The sequence below is a fragment of the Stenotrophomonas sp. WED208 genome (genome assembly GCF_040984485.1).
Lineage (GTDB): Bacteria > Pseudomonadota > Gammaproteobacteria > Xanthomonadales > Xanthomonadaceae > Stenotrophomonas > Stenotrophomonas riyadhensis.
Genome location: NZ_JAZARB010000001.1, coordinates 1231133 through 1249513, shown reverse-complemented (window position 1 = coordinate 1249513; position 18381 = coordinate 1231133). Strand labels below are relative to the sequence as shown.

Below are 18381 nucleotides of genomic sequence, written 5' to 3'. Positions count from 1 at the left end.
TCAGGCGGCCGGTCCAGCTTCGTCCTGCGCGGCCTCATCCAGCGTTTCCACGCTGCGCCCATGCAGGCGTCGCCAGATCCAGCGCAATGCATGCGGCGGCGCCGAAGGCAGCTGTTCCAGCAGGGCCAGCATGCGGCTCTGGCTGGCATGGCCATGCCGGCACAGCAGACTCGCTGCGGCCGCCGCACTGGCCAGGCGCAGGCTGTCAGCCAACGGTCCTTGCGCATTCACCGCCAAAGCCTGATGCACCGGCTCAGGCAACTCCCAGGCGGCGGCGACCCGCTGCGCCAGCGGCAACGACCACTGCTGCAACAGCTGCAGTGCCAGCGCCGGCTCCACGGTCTCGCCACGAGCCTGCGCTTCCTGCAGCAGCTGGCGCATCACCAGCGCTGCGCCCAGGCCCTGAACCAGGCCCAGCCACTGCGCGGCGAAGGCATCGCCAAAGGTGACCGTGCGTGCGTGGTCAGCGGCTGCGCGCGAGGCCAGCAGCGCGTGCTCCCAGATGATCGTGCTGAACTGTGGGAACACCTCGCACTGCACCTGCATCACCGGCTGCACCAGTACGGCGCTGATGATCTGTCGCACGCCCTCGGTGCCGACCAGGGTCACCGCCCGCTGCAGGCTTTCCACCGGCCGCTCGTGCACCTTGTAGGCCGGGCTGTTGGCGATACGCAACAAGTTGCCGGTGAGCACCGGATCCTGGCCGATGATTGCCGCCATCACCCGTGCCGAGGCGGCATCGTCGTTGACGGTCTGGATCAGCTGCGGCAGCAGCTGAGGACGGCGCGGCAGGTGCCGGGCCGCCCAGTCGCGGTCCTGCAGCGCACGCGCCACCGCCTCCCCCAGCGGCGAATCCATTACCGGTGCCGATTCGCCAGCCAACCGCGGGGACAAGGCCAGCGCATGCAACCCGCGCTGCAGGTGCGCGCTGATTTCGCCGGGAGGCAGGGCATCGCCCTGCAGACTGGCAGCTGCGGCGGCCACCGCCTGGCGGGAGGCAGCGACCAGGCGCGCCGGAGCCATTCCGGTCGAGCATGTCAGCCAGCCGCACAGCGATCGCCACCAGGCCGGCGTCATCGCCGCCTGCCCTGTCGTTGTGGTGCCCTTGCCGTCACTGAATGCCCTGCCTCTTCACACGAATCCGGCCACCCGCCGTCGTCGCAGCATCGGCCGCACTTTCATCTTCTTTAACCCGACGGCTGCCAAAGTCGACGGCAGCGGCCGGGGGAATGGACTAGAATGGCGCCGCGCGACCCGTCCCCCAGCCATGACGACGTCGCTTTTTTTGTTTTGGGACCCTACCGTTCACTGGCCGTTCGCTGCAGTTCGCCGCTGTTCGCGCCATCGGAGACGCCATGCTATTCGAAACCCTCGCCACCACCGGCCACGAACAAGTGGTGTTCTGCCACAACCACGATGCCGGCCTGCAGGCGATCATCGCCATCCACAACACCACCCTGGGCCCGGCGCTGGGCGGCGTGCGCATGCGCCCCTATGCCAGCACCGATGAAGCGCTGGCCGACGTGCTGCGGCTGAGCCGGACGATGACCTACAAGAATGCGCTGGCCGGCCTCAACGTGGGCGGCGGCAAGGCGGTGATCATCGGCGACCCCAAGGTGGACAAGACCGAGGTGCTGTTCCGCGCCTTCGGCCGCTACGTCGATTCGCTGGGTGGCCGCTACATCACCGCCGAAGACGTCGGCACCGACGTCAACGACATGGAGAACATCTACCTGGAGAGCCAGTTCGTGACCGGCGTGCACCAGGTCCATGGCGGCTCCGGTGACCCGGCCCCGTTCACCGCCTACGGCGCGCTGCAGGCGTTGATGGCGGCGATGCGCTTCAAGTTCGGCCACGAGGAAGTGGGCAAGACCAGCATCGCGGTGCAGGGCCTGGGCCATATCGGCATGGAACTGGTGAAGCTGCTGCGCGACCGCGGCGCCAAGCTGTATGTCACCGATCTGGACAGCGTGCTGGTCGATCGTGCAGTCAGCGATTTCGGCGCCGAAGCGGTCAAGCCGGACGAGATCCACGAAGTGAACGCCGATGTGTTCGCACCGTGCGCGCTGGAAGGCGCCATCAACGCCGACACGCTGCCGCGGATCAAGGCGAAGATCATCTGCGGCACCGCCAACAACCAGCTGTCCAGCCTGGAAATCGGCGACGAGCTGCATGCGCGCGGCATCCTGTATGCGCCGGATTACGCAGTCAACGCCGGTGGCGTGATGAACGTGTCGCTGGAGATCGATGGCTACAACCGCGAACGCGCGATGCGCCTGATCCGCAGCATCTATCACAACCTCACCCGCATCTTCGAACTGTCGCAGCGCGAGAACATCGCCCCGCAGCGTGCGGCCGACCGCATCGCCGAAAGCCGCATCCTGTCGATCGGCAAGCTGAAGATGCCGCTGGGCCGCAGCACCCCGCGCCTGGGCAACCTGCGCGGCGGCTGAGTCCTGCCGATGTCGCGCCGGGGCTGACGTCCCGGCGCGACTAGCCACTCAGAACCCGGTGCTGTAGCGCAGCGCCGCCTGGCGCGCCCCCTCACCACCGACGCGCTGGTCGAAGCCCAGGCTCAGGCGGCCATTGCGGCCCCACCACGATTCCAGCGCCACACCGATCAGCGCACTGCCGCGTGGCGCGTTCCAGCCCACCAGCGGCGCCCATGCATCCACGCCGACAAAGCTGGCCTGCCAATCGGCATCACCGCCGTCCAACCGTTGCTGCCACTCGGCATGCCCACGCAGCGTCCAGCGGCCCCAGCCACGCTCACCGCGGATGCCGGCCAGCATCTGGCTGCGCTGCACGCGATTGGCATCGCCACGCAGGCCGAAGCCGAAACCGCCCAGCTCATTGAAGGCATCGGTATCCACACGCGTGGTGCTGGCGCCGAGGTACGGCGTCAACGATGCACCCGCACGCCCCAGCCGATACCCGCCCTCCACGCTGGCACTGCTGAAACGGCCGCCGTACCGCGCAGAGACGCCATAGGCACCGGCGCCCAGCAGCAACTGGCGATCCAGCGCACGGGTGAACTGGCCGCTGCCGAACTGGGCCAGCGCATAGCCACGCCCCAGGTTCCAGCCTGCATACAGCTGCGCCTGCGCCTGGCGATCGCGCCCACGATCGCCACCGAAACTGCTGCCGCCATTGCTGCGGGTCTCGCCAAACGCCACGCCCATCAGGCCGTTGCTGCCCAGTGGCAGGTCCTGGCCGGCCATCCAGCCCCGGCTGTCGGCGGCGTTGCCGGCGAAGCTGCCCTGCCCCGCCTCACCCAACGTGCTCTGCCAGCTGCCGCGCAGGCGCGGTGCGGCCTGTACACGATCGAAGCGCTCGGCGATCGCACGCCGCGACATATCGATGCTGTCGAAGGTCGCCGCTTCGGCACGGGCATGCGCCTGCCCGGACAGGCTCTGCAGGCTGGCGGCCAGGCCCTGCGGGCCGCCACCGGTCCACTGCAGCGCACCGGCCGCCGCACCGAAGGCCGATCCCTGCAGCCCTGCATTCCTGTCGAGCACCGCGAACGCGCCCTCCAGGCGCTGCGCAGCGGCCTGCGCGGACGCCCCCAGGCCGCTGGCCACTGCAGTGACGCTGACCTGGGTCAGGTTCAACCAGGCGTTGTTGCTGTCATAACCATAGCTGCTCTGCAGCAGCGACAGGCCCTGCAGGCCAGTGGAGGTGGCCGTCGTGCTGAAAGTGCCACTCAGCCCAGCGGCCGCGTGGATGAGGTCCTGCCGGGTGCCGCTCTGTGGCACGTACCCGGAGACGAAGCCATTCACGCGCACACCGCCGTCGATCGTGGCATTGCCGGTGACCTGCAGCGCATTGGCGCCGAGTGCGATCATCAGCTGGCCACCGGCCTGCTGCACGTAGTTGCCCTCGATCGTGCCGGTGGTGTTGCCGGTGGTGAGGAACACGCTGCTGCCATTGACCACGTTGCCGATCACCCGGGGCGTACCACCGTTGAACTGCAGGCCGGTCGAATCCGGATCGGACTGGCCGAGGATGGTCACGTTGGACCGGATCACACCGCCGTTCTGCAACGACAGGATGCCGCGTTCGATGCGGGTGGCGCCGCTGTAGCTGTTGTTGCCGGCCAGCACCAGGGTGCCTCCACCCTGCTTGACCAGGCCGCCGCTGCCGACGATGTCATTGCGCCACGCCGAACCGGTCGAGGCTGCATCCACGTTGACGACCACATCGCCCCAGTCGAAGCGACCGGGACCGTTGATCGCCCGACCGATGTCGAGCAGTCCATAGCCGAACACCGGATCAACTCCGGGCACGCCGATATCCTTGGCGGTACCCAGCAGGGTCTGCCGGACCAGGTCATTGTTGAAATACGGGAAGCGCTGCCAGACCAGGGCCGCCGCACCGGAAACCAACGGCGCAGCGAAGGATGTGCCGTAGTTCCAGTAGTAGCTGCCACCGTTGGCATCCGGATAGACCGCGCTGCCCGGCGCGGCCAGGCAGTAGCGGGCAGCCTGGCCGCAGGCATTTGCATAGCTGGCCAGTGCTCCGGGCGTATAGGGATCCACCGCCGTGGCCACCAGCCAACCGCGCTCCAGATCAGCAGCCGGAAGCGTGCCGGCCACGCCCTGCTGGCTGGGCAGCGCGGCCAGGCTGCTGGGCTCGCTGCGGCCATCATTGCCGGCCGCGAACACCACCAGCCCACCGTGGTTGATCACGAACGGCCGGTACTCGGCGGCCACCTGCGCGGTGGTCGGCAGGTCGGTCCAGTACAGGCCGCCCCACGAGTTGTTCATCACCTTCACGTTGTAGTTGATCAGGTCCTGGTGGACCTGGGCCACGCCCAGCGGGCCGCTGAAGGCATTGCCCTTGCCACTGCCGTCATCGGCCGGCGGTTTGTCGGAAATGATCCGTGCCGACACGATCTGCGCGCCCGGCGCGATGCCGCCCGGCCAGGACCCTACCGCCGCACCGGCAGCAAGGCTGGCGACGGCAGTGCCATGCCCGACCACGTCGTCGACGCCAAGGTTGTTCTTGGCCGGATCAATGTAATTGAGGTTGGCGAGCACCCGGCCGTTCAGGGCCACCGCATTGCGCTGCACGCCCGAATCGACGATGCCGATGCGTACCCCCTGTCCGGTCAGGCCGGCGGCCTGTGCGGCGCGCGCGTTGGTGACTGACAGATGCGCATCGAAGGCCGGCTCCTGCGGCTTGGCCGGCGGTGGCGTGGTGGGAGGCGGCGTGGTCGGCGGCGGAGGCGTGGTCGGCGGCGGATCGACGCGCACGTTGCTGCCGCCCCCACCGCCACCACAGGCCGTCAGCGCCACCGCCAGCGCGGTTCCCAGGGCAGACCTCACCATCATCGTGCGTTCCATCGATTCCTTCCCATGAACGTTGTCCTGCCTTCATCCCGGCAGGTGCGCGGCCGCGCCCAGCGGCGGCCCTCCCCGACCCTCTATACTTGGGCCGACCCCCACGCAGTCTGCCGGGAAACCGGGGCGCATCCAACGGCCCCTGGTCTCCTTTCCGAACATTGCTTACGCATCAACGAGATTGCCATGTCCAACATCGTCATCGCCGCCGCCAAGCGCACCGCCATCGGCTCCTTCCTCGGTCAGTTCAACGGCGTGCCGACCCCCACCCTCGGCGCGGCCGCCATCGCCGCCGCCCTGGAGCAGTCGGGCGTCCCGGCCAGCGACGTTTCTGAAGTACTGATGGGCTGCGTGCTGCCGGCCAACCTCGGCCAGGCGCCGGCCCGCCAGGCGGCGATCGCCGCCGGCATCCCGCTGTCAACCGGTGCCACCACGCTGAACAAGGTGTGCGGCTCGGGCATGAAGACCATCATGCTTGGCCATGACCTGATCAAGGCCGGTTCGGCCCGCATCGTGGTCGCCGGCGGCATGGAATCGATGTCCAACGCCCCGCACATGCTGCCGAACTCGCGTACCGGCAACCGCTTCGGCAACTTCCAGGCGGTCGACCACATGGCCCACGACGGCCTGGTCAACGCCTACGACGGCAAGGCCATGGGCGAATTCGCCGAGTGCGCCGTGGACAAGTACCAGTTCAGCCGCGAAGAGCAGGACGCCTACGCCATCGAATCGGTCAAGCGTGCCCAGGCCGCGCAGGCCAACGGTGCATTCGCCGATGAAATCGTCGCGGTGAAGGTCGCCACCCGCAAGGGTGAGGTCGAAGTCACCACCGACGAGCAGCCCGGCCGCTCGGACATTGCCAAGATCCCGACCCTGCGCCCGGCCTTCAAGAAGGACGGCAGCGTCACCGCCGCCAGTTCCTCCAGTATCTCCGACGGCGCCGCCGCAGTGGTCCTGCTGACCGAGGAAGATGCGGCCGCACGCGGCATCACCCCGCTGGCGCGCATCGTCGGCCATGCCACCCATTCGCAGGAACCGGAGTGGTTCACCACCGCGCCGATCGGCGCACTGCACACGTTGCTGGAGAAGACCGGCTGGTCGCTGGACCAGGTCGACCTGTTCGAAATCAACGAAGCCTTCGCCGTGGTGGCGATGGCGCCGATGCGCGAACTGGGCATTCCGCATGACAAGCTCAACGTGAATGGCGGTGCCTGCGCACTGGGCCATCCGATCGGCGCCTCCGGTGCACGTCTGGTGGTGACCCTGGTCAACGCCCTGCGCACGCGCGGTGGCAAGCGCGGCATTGCCACCCTGTGCATCGGTGGCGGCGAAGCAACCGCAATCGCCATCGAATTGATTTAAAAAGATTTAACGATGGTTTCGCAAAAATGAATGCGGGATCGCTTGACACCCAATCTTGGCTTGTCATCATGTTGTCGGCGCGCAGCATGCGCGTTGCCTAATTCTAACGACGAGGATTTACACAATGAGCATCAACAAGCTGCTGGTCGCGATGTCCCTGGCTCTGGCCCTGGCCGCCTGCTCGAAGCAGGAAGCTGCCCAGGACGCCGCTGCTTCGGCCAACGAAGCCGCCACCGAAGCCCAGGCTGCTGCCGACCAGGCCGCCGCTGCTGGCGCCCAGACCGCCGACGCTGCCCAGCAGGCCGCTGACACCGCCGCCACCGCTGCTGACGCTTCGGTTGACGCTGCTGCCCAGGCTGGCGCTGCTGCCACCGACGCCGCTGCCGGCGCCGCTGCTGACGCTGCCAAGGCTGCTGAAGGCACCGCTGAGAAGGCCAAGGACGCTGCTGAAGAAGCCAAGAAGTAATAACTTCTTTCTTCACGCTGTTCTGGAAAAGCCGCTGGTTCGCCAGCGGCTTTTTCTTTTGTCGAATGCGCGCGACTGAGTCGCTGCATCGCGACCCCGTCTTCACAACGGCATGAATAGGCTGGCGTCCCCATCCATTGCAGTACCGGAGACCGCCATGAAGATTCGTCCGATCACCACCACCCTGCTGGCCGCCTCCCTGCTGCTGGCCCTAGCCGCCTGCAAGGGCCCGGAAGCCGAACAGGCCAAGCAGGACGCGCAGCAGGCCGCCGACAGCGCTGGCGCTGCCGCCCGTGACGCCGTGGACAAGGCCGCCGAAGCCACCCGCGACGCCGCCGACAAGACCGCTGCCGCCTCCGAGCAGGCCGCTGCCGATACCCAGCAGGCGCTGGACAAGGCTGCAGACGCCACTGCCAACGCTGCCGACAAGGCCAAGGACGCGGCAACCGACGCCGCCGCACATGCCAGCGACGCCACCGCCAACGCCGCACAGAAGGTCGCCGACAAGGCCCGCGATGTCGCCAATGACGCCAAGGCGACCGCCGCCAAGGAAGAAGCCAAGCACTAAGCCCTACCGGCAGCCGAGCATGGCCTCGGCGCTACAGGAAAAGCCGCGGCACTGCCGCGGCTTTTCTGCTTTTCGCTTTTCGCCTTTTCTGTTGATTCCGTGGTGTGCGCCCACGGAAATTGTCCGCGGCCGCGCGGGTGGGTTGCGCAGGGGCGTGAGCCGCATGGATGCGGCGATCGAGCTTACATGGACGTACTTGCAGCGCCCCCTGCGCAACCCACCCGCGCGGCCCGCTCACGACGCAGACTCCGCGCCGCCCACCACGAGGGGCTCCGCCGTTCGCCGCCTCCTACGGCAGCGCGCGCGCCAGCATCGCCGTCAGCTCCAACCCCGCCGGCAGCGTCCCGAACGCCAGGCCGTGCTCCCCTTCCAGCCGGCTACGCACGAACGCCTCCGCCATCGGGCTGCGCGCACGCAGCAGCACTGCCGCCTGCAGCAGCAGCGCAGTACGCTCGCAGAACAGCCGCGCCTGCGATTCTTCCGGTGGCGGCGCCGATGCCCAGCGCTGCAATGCCGCTGCGTAGCGCGCATCACGGTCAGCCACCGCCGCCAGCTCATCGCGCAGCACCGCCAGCGCTTCCGGCTCACGGGCCAGCGCGCGCAGCACGTCCAGGCACTGGATGTTGCCGCTGCCCTCCCAGATCGAATTCAACGGTGCCTGCCGGTACAGCCGCGGCAGCATCGACTCCTCCACGTAGCCCGCCCCACCCAGGCATTCCTGCGCTTCATTGACGAATGCCGGCGCACGCTTGCACAGCCAGTACTTCCCGAGCGCCGTCCCCACCCGTGCCAACGCAGCTTCGTTGGCGTCCACACCGGCATGATCCACCGCGCGTGCGATGCGCATCGACAGCACCGTGGCCGCCTCCGACTCCAGCGCCAGGTCGGCGAGCACGTTGGTCATCAACGGGTGTTCGACCAGCAGCTTGCCGAAGGTGCGGCGATGGCGTGCATGGTGCAGTGCCTGCGCCAATGCCATGCGCATTTCCGCCGCTGCACCCAGCATGCAGTCCAGGCGGGTCATCATCACCATGCCGATGATGGTGGCCACGCCGCGCCCCTCTTCGCCTACGCGCCATGCCTGCGCGCCGCAGAACTCGACCTCGCTGGAGGCGTTGGCCCAATCGCCGAGCTTGTCCTTCAGCCGCATCAGCCGGAACGCATTGCGGTCACCATCGGCCAGCCGGCGCGGCATCAACAGGCAGGTCAGGCCTCCCGGCGCTTGTGCCAACACCAGGAAGCCGTCGCACATCGGTGCGGAGAAAAACCACTTGTGGCCGACCAGCCGATAGCGTTCGCCATCGATCGGTTCGGCACGCGTGCTGTTGGCCCGCACATCGGAACCGCCCTGCTTTTCGGTCATGCCCATACCCAGGGTGATGCCGGCCTTGTCCGCCACCGGTACATCGCGCGGGTCATAGACCGGTGCGGCGGCCTTGCGTGTCCACGCTGCGAGATGCGGTTGAGACTGCAGCACCGCCACCGCGGCATGGGTCATGGTCAATGGGCAGCTGGTACCGGCCTCCGCCTGGTGGTGCAGGTAGCTCAGCGCCGCACGCGCGACGTGTGCGCCGGGCTGCGGCTCGTGCCAGGACAATCCAGCGACACCGTGCGATTTCGCCGTTCCCATCAACTGGTGATAGGCCGGATGGAACTCCACCGTATCGATGCGATGGCCCTGCGCGTCATGCGTGCGCAGGCGCGGGCGATCACGGTTGGCGTCGAAGCCGATCCGGTACAGCTCATCACCGGCCAGCGCGCCGTACACCGCCAGCCGTGGCGCGAAGCTGGCGGCCCCTTCGCGTTGCACGGCGTCCATCAACGCCACGTCGTCGGTCCACAGCTGGTGGCCGGCAAACGGCGGCGGCTGGTTGAGCACCACGTGGGTTTCATAGGGCGCGCTGCTGCTGAAGCTGGGTCCACTCATCCGGTCCATCCTGGCGGCAAGAGGTGTGCGGTTCGATTGTGCCGCATCGCCTGCCAAGCCCGCGTTCAGGCCGGTTCTCACCCCGTGCACGAGCGGCAGGCCACAGTGATCGCATGGCAGTCAACGACGATCTGGTGGTGCTGCGCCCGGAAGGGCTGTACTGCGCCGCCGGCGATTTCCACATCGATCCCTGGCGACCGGTAGCGCGCGCGGTCATCACCCATGGTCATGGCGATCACGCGCGCCCAGGCATGGGCGAATACCACTGCAGCGACGGCAGCCTGCCGATCCTGCGCTGGCGTCTTGGCGATGTGCCGTTGCAGGCGCATGCGGAGGGCGTACCGTTCCGCCTGGGCCAGGTGCAGGTATCCCTGCATCCGGCCGGTCACGTCCTCGGCTCTTCGCAGGTGCGCATCGACGACGGGCGGCAGGTCTGGGTGGCCTCCGGCGACTACAAGCGCCAGCCTGATCCAACCTGTGCGCCATTTGAAGTAGTGCCCTGCGATACCTTCATCACCGAAGCCACCTTCGCCCTGCCGATCTACCGCTGGCCGGACACCCCGGCGGTCGCTGCGGAGATCGTGGCGTGGCGCAGCGAGTGCGAACAACGCGGCGAGGCCGCGATCCTGCTGTGCTACGCACTGGGCAAGGCGCAGCGGGTGCTGGCCGAGCTGCTGCCGCTGGATGATCGCCCGGCGTGGCTGCACGGCGCCATCGCCAATGGCGTCGCGGTCTACCGGCAGGCCGGCGTGCCGATGCTGGAGACGCTCACCGTCGCCGAACAGGGCCGTCAGCCCGATGCCGCCGGCCAGCTGATCCTCGCACCACCCTCGGCCGCCGGCACACCGTGGATGCGCCGCTTCGGCCGCCACCAGCTGGGCTTTGCCTCGGGCTGGATGCAGCTGCGCGGCAACCGGCGTCGCCGCAACGTCGATCGTGGCTTCGTCATTTCCGATCACGCCGATTGGCCTGCGCTGCTGCAGACCATTGAACAGACCGGTGCGCAGCGGGTGATCGCCACCCATGGCAATACCGATGCGTTGATTCCCTTCCTGCGTGAGCGCGGCGTGGCGGCCGAAGCCTTCCGTACCGATTTCGGGAGCGAGGAATGAAGGCCTTCGCAGCGCTCTACCAGCGCTTGGACCGCAGCACCGCCACGCTGGACAAGCGTGCCGCACTGGTCGACTACTTCCGCCAGGCGCGCGCGCACGACGCTGCATGGGCGCTGTACCTGCTCAGCGGTGGCAAGGTGGGCGGCGCACGCCGCAGGATCGCTGCCAGCGGCGAACTGCGCGCCTGGATTGCCGAAGAATCCGGCTTGCCCCCGTGGTTGGTGGAAGACAGCTATGCGCAGGTGGGCGACCTGGCCGAAACGCTGACCCTGCTGCTGGACGATCCATCCCAGCCGGCCGCCGACCGCCCGTTGGCTGATTGGATCGAACAGCATCTGCTGGCCGTGGCCAACCAACCCGAAGCAGTACGCCACGCGGCGATAGTCACCGGCTGGCAGCAGCTGTGCAGCAGCGAACGCCTGGTGTTCAACAAGCTGCTGACCGGCGCCCTGCGCGTTGGCGTCTCGCAGCGACTGGTGCAGCAGGCACTGGCCGAATGGTCCGGCCTGGACATCGCACGCATCGCCCAGCGCATGCTCGGCGAGTGGGTACCCTCGCCCGGGCTGCTGGCTCAGCTGCTGTCACCGGACGAGCTGCCATCCGACCGCCAGCAGCCCTACCCGTTCTTCCTCGCCTCCCCCCTGGAAGGCGGCCCTGCCGAACGCCTCGGCCCGATCGATGACTGGCTTCTGGAATGGAAATGGGATGGCATCCGCCTGCAGCTGCTGCGTCGGCATGGCGAAGTCGCGCTGTGGTCACGCGGCGAGGAACGGCTGGATGGCCGCTTCCCCGAAATCGAGCAGGCAGCGATGGCGCTGCCGGAGGGCTGCGTGCTGGACGGCGAATTGCTGGCCTGGGACGAGAGCACCGAGCTGCCGCGCGCCTTCACCGCGCTGCAGACCCGCATCCAGCGCCGCAAGCCTGGTGCGGCCACCCTGCGCAACACGCCGGTGCGCGTGCTCGCCTATGACCTGCTTGAACTCGATGGCGTGGACCTGCGCGAGCGTCCGTTGCGGGAACGGCGTGTACGGCTCGCCGCGGTCATCGGCGCCCTGGATGATGCGCGGATCCAGCTGTCACCCGACGTTGCCGCCGACGACTGGCTGCAGGCGGCGGCGATGCGCGACGCAGCACGCGAACGCGGTGTGGAAGGACTGATGCTGAAACGGCGCGCCTCGCCCTACCAGGCCGGGCGACGCCGCGGTGACTGGTGGAAATGGAAGGTCGATCCGCTCACGATCGATGCGGTGCTCTTGTATGCACAGGCCGGCCATGGGCGACGCAGCACCCTGTATACCGACTACACCTTCGGCGTCTGGGACGGCGACACGCTGGTACCGGTGGCCAAGGCCTACTCGGGCCTCGACGACAAGGAGATCCTCGCGCTTGATCGCTGGATCCGCGCCAACACCCGCGAGCGCTTCGGTCCGGTGCGCAGCGTACGCGCCGAACAGGTCTTCGAACTGGGCTTCGAGGCGGTCAATCGCAGCAGCCGACACAAGTCCGGCATCGCCGTGCGCTTTCCACGCATCCTGCGCTGGCGCCACGACAAGCCGGCCAGCGAGGCCGACCAGCTGGCCACCCTGCAGGCGCTGGCGCGATGAACCGCAGCCAGGCACTGCGCCGGCTGGAAGACTGGTTCGCGTCGAAAGGCTGGCGCTCACTGCCGTTCCAGCGCGCGATGTGGCGGCACTATCTCGCCGGCGGCTCCGGGTTGCTGCACACACCGACCGGCAGCGGCAAGACACTGGCCATGTTCGGCGGCCCGCTGCTGCAGGCCATGATCGCCCCACCGCCCTCATCCCGCCGCGCCAGCGCGGTACGCCCGCTGCAGGTGCTGTGGGTGACGCCCCTGCGCGCGTTGGCCAGCGACACCGCGCGCGCACTGCAGGCGGTGATCGACGGGCTGGGACTGGGCTGGCGTGTCGGCCTGCGCAGTGGTGATGCCAGCAACCGCGAACGACGACAGGCGCGCGAGGGGCGCATCGACGTACTGGTCACGACGCCGGAATCACTGGCGCTGCTGCTGAGCTATCCGGATACGCTGCCGCGCATGCGCCAGCTGCGTTGCGTGGTGGTGGACGAGTGGCACGAGTTGTTGGGCAACAAGCGCGGCGTCCTGCTGCAGTTGAATCTTGCGGTGTTGCGCGATGCTGCACCTGCATTGCAGTTGTGGGGGCTGTCGGCCACGCTGGGCAATCTGCAGGAGGCGCGCGACGTGCTGCTACCCGGGCAACCGGATGCGCCGATCATGCAGGGCGTACGCCCGCGCGCAATCAGCGTGCGCAGCCTGCTGCCGGCCCCCGGCCAACGTTTCCCATGGGCCGGGCATCTCGGCCTGGCGCAGCTGCCACGCGTGCTGGAAGAACTGATGCAGGCGCGCAGCAGCCTGCTGTTCACCAATACGCGAGCACAGGCCGAGTTGTGGCACCAGGCACTGGCGGCGGTCTGGCCGGAAGACCCGGCTACGCTGGCGCTGCATCACGGCTCGCTGGATCCGGCGCTGCGCCAGCAGGTGGAAGACGGCCTGCGCGCGGGGGCGTTGCGCTGCGTGGTTGCCACCTCCAGCCTCGACCTCGGCGTGGACTTCCCCGAGGTTGAACAGGTGCTGCAGCTGGGCAGCCCGAAGGGCGTGGCGCGCCTGCGCCAACGCGCGGGACGTGCGCGTCACCGCCCGGGTGCCAGCGGTTCCATCCTGTGCGTGCCCAGCCATGCACTGGAGCTGGCCGAGTACGCCGCGGTGCGCCGTGCATTGGCCGAAGGCGTGGTCGAAGCGCGCAGGCCGCCGACGCTGTCACTGGATGTGCTGGCCCAGCATGCGGTCAGCCGCGCGCTGGCCGGTGGCTTCGACAGCGATGCGCTGCTGGCGCAGGTACGGCGTACCCATGCCTTCACGTCGCTCGGCGAAGACCAATGGCAGGCCGTGCTCACGTTCATCGTGCAGGGCGGCGAGGCCCTGGCCCAGTACCCCGATTTCCACAAGGTCGTGCGTGATGCCGATGGCCGGTACCGCATGCACGACCGTCGCCAGGCGCTGCGACATCGGCTGTCGATCGGCACCATCAGCAGCGATGGCAGCGTGCGCGTGCAGTTCCTGCGCGGTGGCGGGCTCGGCGCAGTCGAGGAGCAGTTCGCCAGCCGACTGCGCCGTGGTGATCGCTTCCAGTTTGCCGGGCGCCTGCTGGAACTGGTGCAGCTGCGTGACATGACCGCCTTCGTGCGACTGGCGCGTGGACGCGGCAACGGCGTCGTGCCGCGCTGGCAGGGCGGCCAGCTGCCGTTGTCAACGGCGCTCGGCCGCGAACTGGAGTGGGTCCTGTCCGGTGCCGACGACAGCGCGGAATCACGCTGGCTGGCTCCGCTGTTGGCTCTGCAGGAACAGGTGTCCGCACGCCCCGGGCCGGACCATCTGCTGGTGGAAGACGTGCGGCGCCGCGACGGCCAGTTCCTGTTCGTCTATCCGTTTGCCGGCCGCCACGTTCACGAGGCACTGGCCGCGCTGCTGGCGCTGCGGCTCACGCGCCGGCAGCGCAACAGCATCGGCTATGCAGTGAACGACCACGGCCTGGTGCTGGCCCCGGCGCAGACGGTCGATCTGGAGGCGCAGCAGTGGCGGGGGCTGTTCACTGCTGATCAACTGCTCGACGATCTGCGTGCGGCGGTGAACCTGGGCGAGCTGGCGCGACGCCAGTTCCGAGGCATCGCTCGCGTCGCCGGGCTGCTGGTTCCGAGCCTGCCCGGTGGCATGCCGCGTTCGCTGCGCCAGCTGCAGGCCTCGGCCGGCCTGCTGTACGACGTACTGCGCGAGCATGATCGCGACCATCTGCTGCTGGCGTTGGCCGAGCACGAGGCCCTGCACGACAACCTGGACCTTCCCGGACTGCAGCAGGTACTGGAACGGATCGGCACGCAGTCGCTGTCGGTGCAGCGCCCTGCATCGCTCACGCCGCTGGGCTTTCCACTGTGGGCAGAGCGGCTGCGCGGGCAGTTCAGCAACGAAGACTGGCGCACCCGCGTGCAGCGCGCCGCACTACAGCTGGAACGCCGCCATGGCCGATGAACTGCCGCTGCTGCTGGCCAGCGAGCCGCTGACGCTGCTTGGCTCGCGTGCGCTGTACTGGCCCGCACGGCAGGCACTGCTGATCGCTGACCTGCACCTGGGCAAGGCCGATGTGTTCCGCCGTTCCGGCATCGCGCTGCCCGGTGGCGGCACCCGCGGCGACCTGCAGCGCCTGCAGTCACTGCTGGATGCGCACACCTCTCGCGAACTCTGGATCCTGGGCGACATCCTGCATGGGCCGGTCCATCGCGCCGCGTGGTACCAGCAGTGGCTGGCATGGCGCGAACGCAATGCCACGTTGGATGTGCATGTGCTGCGCGGCAATCACGACCGGCAGCTACCGCATGCGCAGCTGCAGGTACAGATCCACGATGAGGTACGACTGCCGCCGTTCCTGCTTCGCCATGAGCCGATGCCCGATGCGGCATTGCACGTGATCGCAGGTCATCTGCATCCGCAGATCGCCTTGCCACCGTTGCGGCGACGCTTCCCTGCATTCTGGTTGCGCGAGCGCACGATGATCCTGCCGGCGTTCTCCACGTTCACCGCTGGAATCGTGCCTGCACCTGCCCACGGCGAGCGGATGATCGCGTGTGTGGAGGGGGGCCTGGTGGAACTGCCCGTGCGTTGAATCAGGCCGGGCGGACGCCCAGCACCGGCATCAGGCGGAAGTCGGGCGAGTCATCGTCACGCCGCCGCGGCAGGGCCTGGATGGCCACCAGCATTTCCTGCGCACAGGCCCGGATGCGTGCGTGATGCTCGGGCGATGCATGACTGATCAGGCTGCCGACATGGAATTCGAATACGTCCTCCAGTACGTCGGGCTGGTCCTCGTGCAGCATCTGCAGCAGACCGCGCAGCTTGCAGATTTCCGATTCCAGCTCCTCGACCGCGAACAACATGGCGTCCTCCTCTTCAACTTCAGCGGCTCATCCGGGCCGCAGCAGGCCGCAACGGCGGCGCCACCCGGGCCACGCGCGATGTTGATCACGGAAAGGAAAACGGGCGACGCGGCTGTCGCGTGCTCCCCTCTTCTCGCATATCCGCAGTGAGGCAACCGTTAATTCACGTGACGGCGAGCTTCACGCACCGGCAGTTGCGGTGATGATGCGGGTCGGTTCGGCGGTCGTCGCCAACGCGTCGATGAAGGCCGGATCCAGTGCCAGCGAGCCGAACCAGCCGTGCTGCGTGCCACTGAGCACGCGCAGCATGTGGCCACGACCACCCGGCAGGCGCCCCATCGGCCCGAGCAGTACATCACGTGCCTTCGCCCATGCATCACGATCGGACTGGAACAACGGCGTCAGCCAGCGGCTCCAGCGCTGATAGACCGCCACATGCGCGCGTCGCTGCGCCTGGTAGACCTGCAGCGCGACCGTGCTGCCGCCATAGGTGCGCACCGCATCGCGCAGCGCCAGCGCATCCAACAGCGCCATGTTCACCCCCTGCCCCAGCTGCGGGCTCATCGCATGCGCGGCATCACCGGCCAGTACCATGCGGCCCTGATGCCAACGCGTCATCACTGCGTCGCGATAGATCGCGCGCGCCATCTGGCCGGGGTCGCGCAGATGGGCGAAGCGTGCAGCGGCCTGCGGCCACAGCGCGTGCAGCTCCTCCAACCAGGCTGGCATGCCATCGCTCTGCCAACGCTCGAAGTCGGAACGTGGCAGGCTCCAGAAGAAACTCAGGCGCGGCGTGTCATCACCGGGGCGCGTGCCGACGGGCAGCAGCCCGATCATCTTGCGCGCGGCCACGTAACGCTGCCGCAGCTCCTGCACGTGCGGCCAGTCCTCGGCCGGCAGCAGGCACCACAGCGCCCCCCAGGGATACACACGGTCCAGCCCGGCACCACCGGCGATGGTGCCGCGCAGCGTCGATGCGGCGCCATCGGCGGCCACCACCAGGTCGAACGGGCCATGCGTGCGCCCATCGCTGTCGCGCAGACGGCCGTGTTCGGCATCCACCTCGGTAATGGTGGTACCGGCATGCAGCTGGCCCTCGCCTGCGCGCGCCTCGTCCAGCAGCGAGAACAACGCGCCACGCTGCATGCCAAGGCCGTGAAGACGCGCATCCAGGCCGTCGTAGCGCATGTCCATCACCGCGCGCTCGCACGGCGTATCGCCATACAGGCGATGCACCGGCGCGGCATGCGCGCGCACGGAATCAAGCAGTCCCATCTGCCACAGCACCTGCAGGCCGCTGGGCTGCAGCAGAAAGCCGGCGCCCACCGGCCCCGGCGTGGGCACGCGTTCGAAGATCTCCACCTCGTGGCCGTCACGGGTGAGCAGGATGGCCACTGCCTGGCCAGCGGTGCCGTAGCCGATCACGGCGATGCGCAGTCGTTCCGTCATGGCCGCATTGTGCCCGACGCGGGCGGATCGCGAACGGGCCGCGGGCAATCCGCGCAAAAAAAACCCCGCCGGAGCGGGGTTTTCAACGCACTGTCGAGTGGATCACTCGGCCGGCGTGATGTTCGAAGCCTGGGCACCCTTCGGGCCCTGGGTCACGTCATAGGTGACACGCTGGCCTTCCTGCAGGCTGCGGAAGCCCTTGGAGTTGATGGCGGAGAAGTGCGCGAACACGTCGGCGCTGCCATCCTCCGGCGAGATGAAGCCAAATCCCTTGGCGTCGTTGAACCACTTGACGGTACCGTTCGGCATGGTGATGCGAGACCTTATGCAATGAATGGGTGGTGTACGCTGAACCCGCGCACAAGCTGAGTATGCAAAGCTTGCTCGGGGAAGACAATCACCCCCGCGCCAATTCGCCCACCAGTTCCGGAAGTCCGTTGCTTGCCGCCTGCACGTTGGCCAGCACTTCGGCCATCGTAATCTCCTCGCCATCACCGCAGCCGGCGGCCCAGTTGGCAATGATCGCCAGGCAGGCGTAATCCAGCCCCAGCTCCCGCGCCAGCGCGGCTTCCGGCATGCCGGTCATGCCCACCAGATCGCAACCGTCGCGGCGCATGCGGGCGATTTCGGCGATGGTTTCCAGGCGCGGCCCCTGCGTTGCGCCATAGCAGCCACCGTCATGGACCGTGACACCGGTCACTTTGGCTGCCGCCAGGATCTTGCTGCGCAGCATCGGCGTGTACGGATGGCCGAAATCGACGTGGACCACGTCGGTGCCTTCTTCTTCACAGATCGTGCTGATGCGGCCCCAGGTGTAGTCGATGATCTGGTCCGGGCAGGCCAGCACGCGCGGACCGAAGTTCTCGGTGATGCCACCCACCGTGTTCAACGCCAGCACCCGCTGCGCGCCCAGTTGCTGCAGCGCGGCCAGGTTGGCGCGGTAGTTGATCTTGTGCGGCGGCAGCGAATGGCCTTCGCCATGCCGCGCCAGGAACGCCACGCGATGGCCGAGCAGCGTGCCCACGCGCACCGGGCCGGACGGACGGCCGAAGCGGGTGTCGACTTCGTGGGTCTGCACGTCGTCAAGCTTGGCCAGGTTGTAGACACCGGTACCGCCGATCACGGCCAGGGCAATCTGTTGCATTCGAAGCACTCCATGAAAAGACGAACGCCGGCACCCGAGGATGCCGGCG

At 68.0% G+C, this 18381-nt stretch carries 15 protein-coding genes; 8 read left to right on the top strand and 7 right to left on the bottom strand.

The window, feature by feature from the left end:
- Entirely contained in the window at nt 1-1077 is a 1077-nt protein-coding gene (locus tag VPH47_RS05445; RefSeq protein WP_110713105.1) for an HDOD domain-containing protein, read from the bottom strand.
- Nucleotides 1078-1355: 278 nt separating this feature from the next.
- On the opposite strand from VPH47_RS05445, the gene VPH47_RS05440 reads away from it, so the two are divergent.
- Nucleotides 1356-2453, top strand: coding sequence for a Glu/Leu/Phe/Val dehydrogenase dimerization domain-containing protein (locus VPH47_RS05440; protein WP_368850284.1), 1098 nt, complete (start codon nt 1356-1358; stop codon nt 2451-2453).
- A 48-nt stretch (nt 2454-2501) separates the two neighbouring features.
- Here VPH47_RS05440 and VPH47_RS05435 read toward each other — a convergent pair whose 3' ends face one another.
- Complete coding sequence (locus VPH47_RS05435) at nt 2502-5345, bottom strand: S8 family serine peptidase (protein WP_368850283.1); 2844 nt, start codon at nt 5343-5345, stop codon at nt 2502-2504.
- Nucleotides 5346-5528: 183 nt separating this feature from the next.
- Here VPH47_RS05435 and VPH47_RS05430 point away from each other — a divergent pair, with 183 nt between their 5' ends.
- From VPH47_RS05430 to VPH47_RS05420, 3 genes are all read left to right on the top strand, one after another.
- Nucleotides 5529-6704 (top strand): thiolase family protein, encoded by a 1176-nt coding sequence (locus tag VPH47_RS05430; RefSeq protein WP_197612705.1) that lies wholly within the window; start codon nt 5529-5531, stop codon nt 6702-6704.
- Nucleotides 6705-6828: 124 nt separating this feature from the next.
- Nucleotides 6829-7170, top strand: coding sequence for a hypothetical protein (locus tag VPH47_RS05425; RefSeq protein WP_004153024.1), 342 nt, complete (start codon nt 6829-6831; stop codon nt 7168-7170).
- A 157-nt stretch (nt 7171-7327) separates the two neighbouring features.
- The gene (locus VPH47_RS05420) at nt 7328-7738 is read left to right on the top strand and encodes a hypothetical protein (RefSeq protein WP_153855777.1); all 411 of its coding nucleotides are present in this window, start codon (nt 7328-7330) and stop codon (nt 7736-7738) included.
- Nucleotides 7739-8027: 289 nt separating this feature from the next.
- Here VPH47_RS05420 and VPH47_RS05415 read toward each other — a convergent pair whose 3' ends face one another.
- Nucleotides 8028-9665, bottom strand: coding sequence for an acyl-CoA dehydrogenase family protein (locus VPH47_RS05415; protein WP_368850282.1), 1638 nt, complete (start codon nt 9663-9665; stop codon nt 8028-8030).
- 113 nt (nt 9666-9778) lie between these two features.
- Here VPH47_RS05415 and VPH47_RS05410 point away from each other — a divergent pair, with 113 nt between their 5' ends.
- Genes VPH47_RS05410 through pdeM form a run of 4 tightly spaced genes read left to right on the top strand, consistent with a single transcriptional unit; the run spans nt 9779 to nt 15468 of the window.
- Nucleotides 9779-10777 carry a ligase-associated DNA damage response exonuclease gene (locus VPH47_RS05410; protein WP_368850281.1) on the top strand — a complete coding sequence of 333 codons (999 nt, stop codon included), beginning with the start codon at nt 9779-9781 and terminating at the stop codon, nt 10775-10777.
- Nucleotides 10774-12381 (top strand): ATP-dependent DNA ligase, encoded by a 1608-nt coding sequence (locus VPH47_RS05405; protein WP_368850280.1) that lies wholly within the window; start codon nt 10774-10776, stop codon nt 12379-12381. Before VPH47_RS05410 ends, VPH47_RS05405 begins: the two co-directional genes overlap by 4 nt.
- Entirely contained in the window at nt 12378-14837 is a 2460-nt protein-coding gene (locus VPH47_RS05400; RefSeq protein WP_368850279.1) for a ligase-associated DNA damage response DEXH box helicase, read from the top strand. The genes VPH47_RS05405 and VPH47_RS05400 overlap by 4 nt, the downstream gene beginning before the upstream one ends.
- Nucleotides 14827-15468: a ligase-associated DNA damage response endonuclease PdeM gene (gene pdeM / locus VPH47_RS05395; protein ID WP_153855772.1), complete on the top strand. Its 642-nt coding sequence runs from the start codon at nt 14827-14829 to the stop codon at nt 15466-15468. The genes VPH47_RS05400 and pdeM overlap by 11 nt, the downstream gene beginning before the upstream one ends.
- A 1-nt stretch (nt 15469) precedes the next feature.
- Here pdeM and VPH47_RS05390 read toward each other — a convergent pair whose 3' ends face one another.
- From VPH47_RS05390 to VPH47_RS05375, 4 genes are all read right to left on the bottom strand, one after another.
- A complete protein-coding gene (locus VPH47_RS05390) occupies nt 15470-15739 on the bottom strand; it encodes a hypothetical protein (protein WP_110713117.1) in 270 nt (89 codons plus the stop codon).
- 180 nt (nt 15740-15919) lie between these two features.
- Nucleotides 15920-17188 carry an FAD-dependent oxidoreductase gene (locus VPH47_RS05385; protein WP_368850278.1) on the bottom strand — a complete coding sequence of 423 codons (1269 nt, stop codon included), beginning with the start codon at nt 17186-17188 and terminating at the stop codon, nt 15920-15922.
- A 102-nt stretch (nt 17189-17290) separates the two neighbouring features.
- A complete protein-coding gene (locus VPH47_RS05380; RefSeq protein ID WP_005410590.1) occupies nt 17291-17497 on the bottom strand; it encodes a cold-shock protein in 207 nt (68 codons plus the stop codon).
- Nucleotides 17498-17585: 88 nt separating this feature from the next.
- Nucleotides 17586-18332, bottom strand: coding sequence for an S-methyl-5'-thioinosine phosphorylase (locus tag VPH47_RS05375; RefSeq protein ID WP_005410591.1), 747 nt, complete (start codon nt 18330-18332; stop codon nt 17586-17588).
- Nucleotides 18333-18381: the final 49 nt, after the last annotated feature.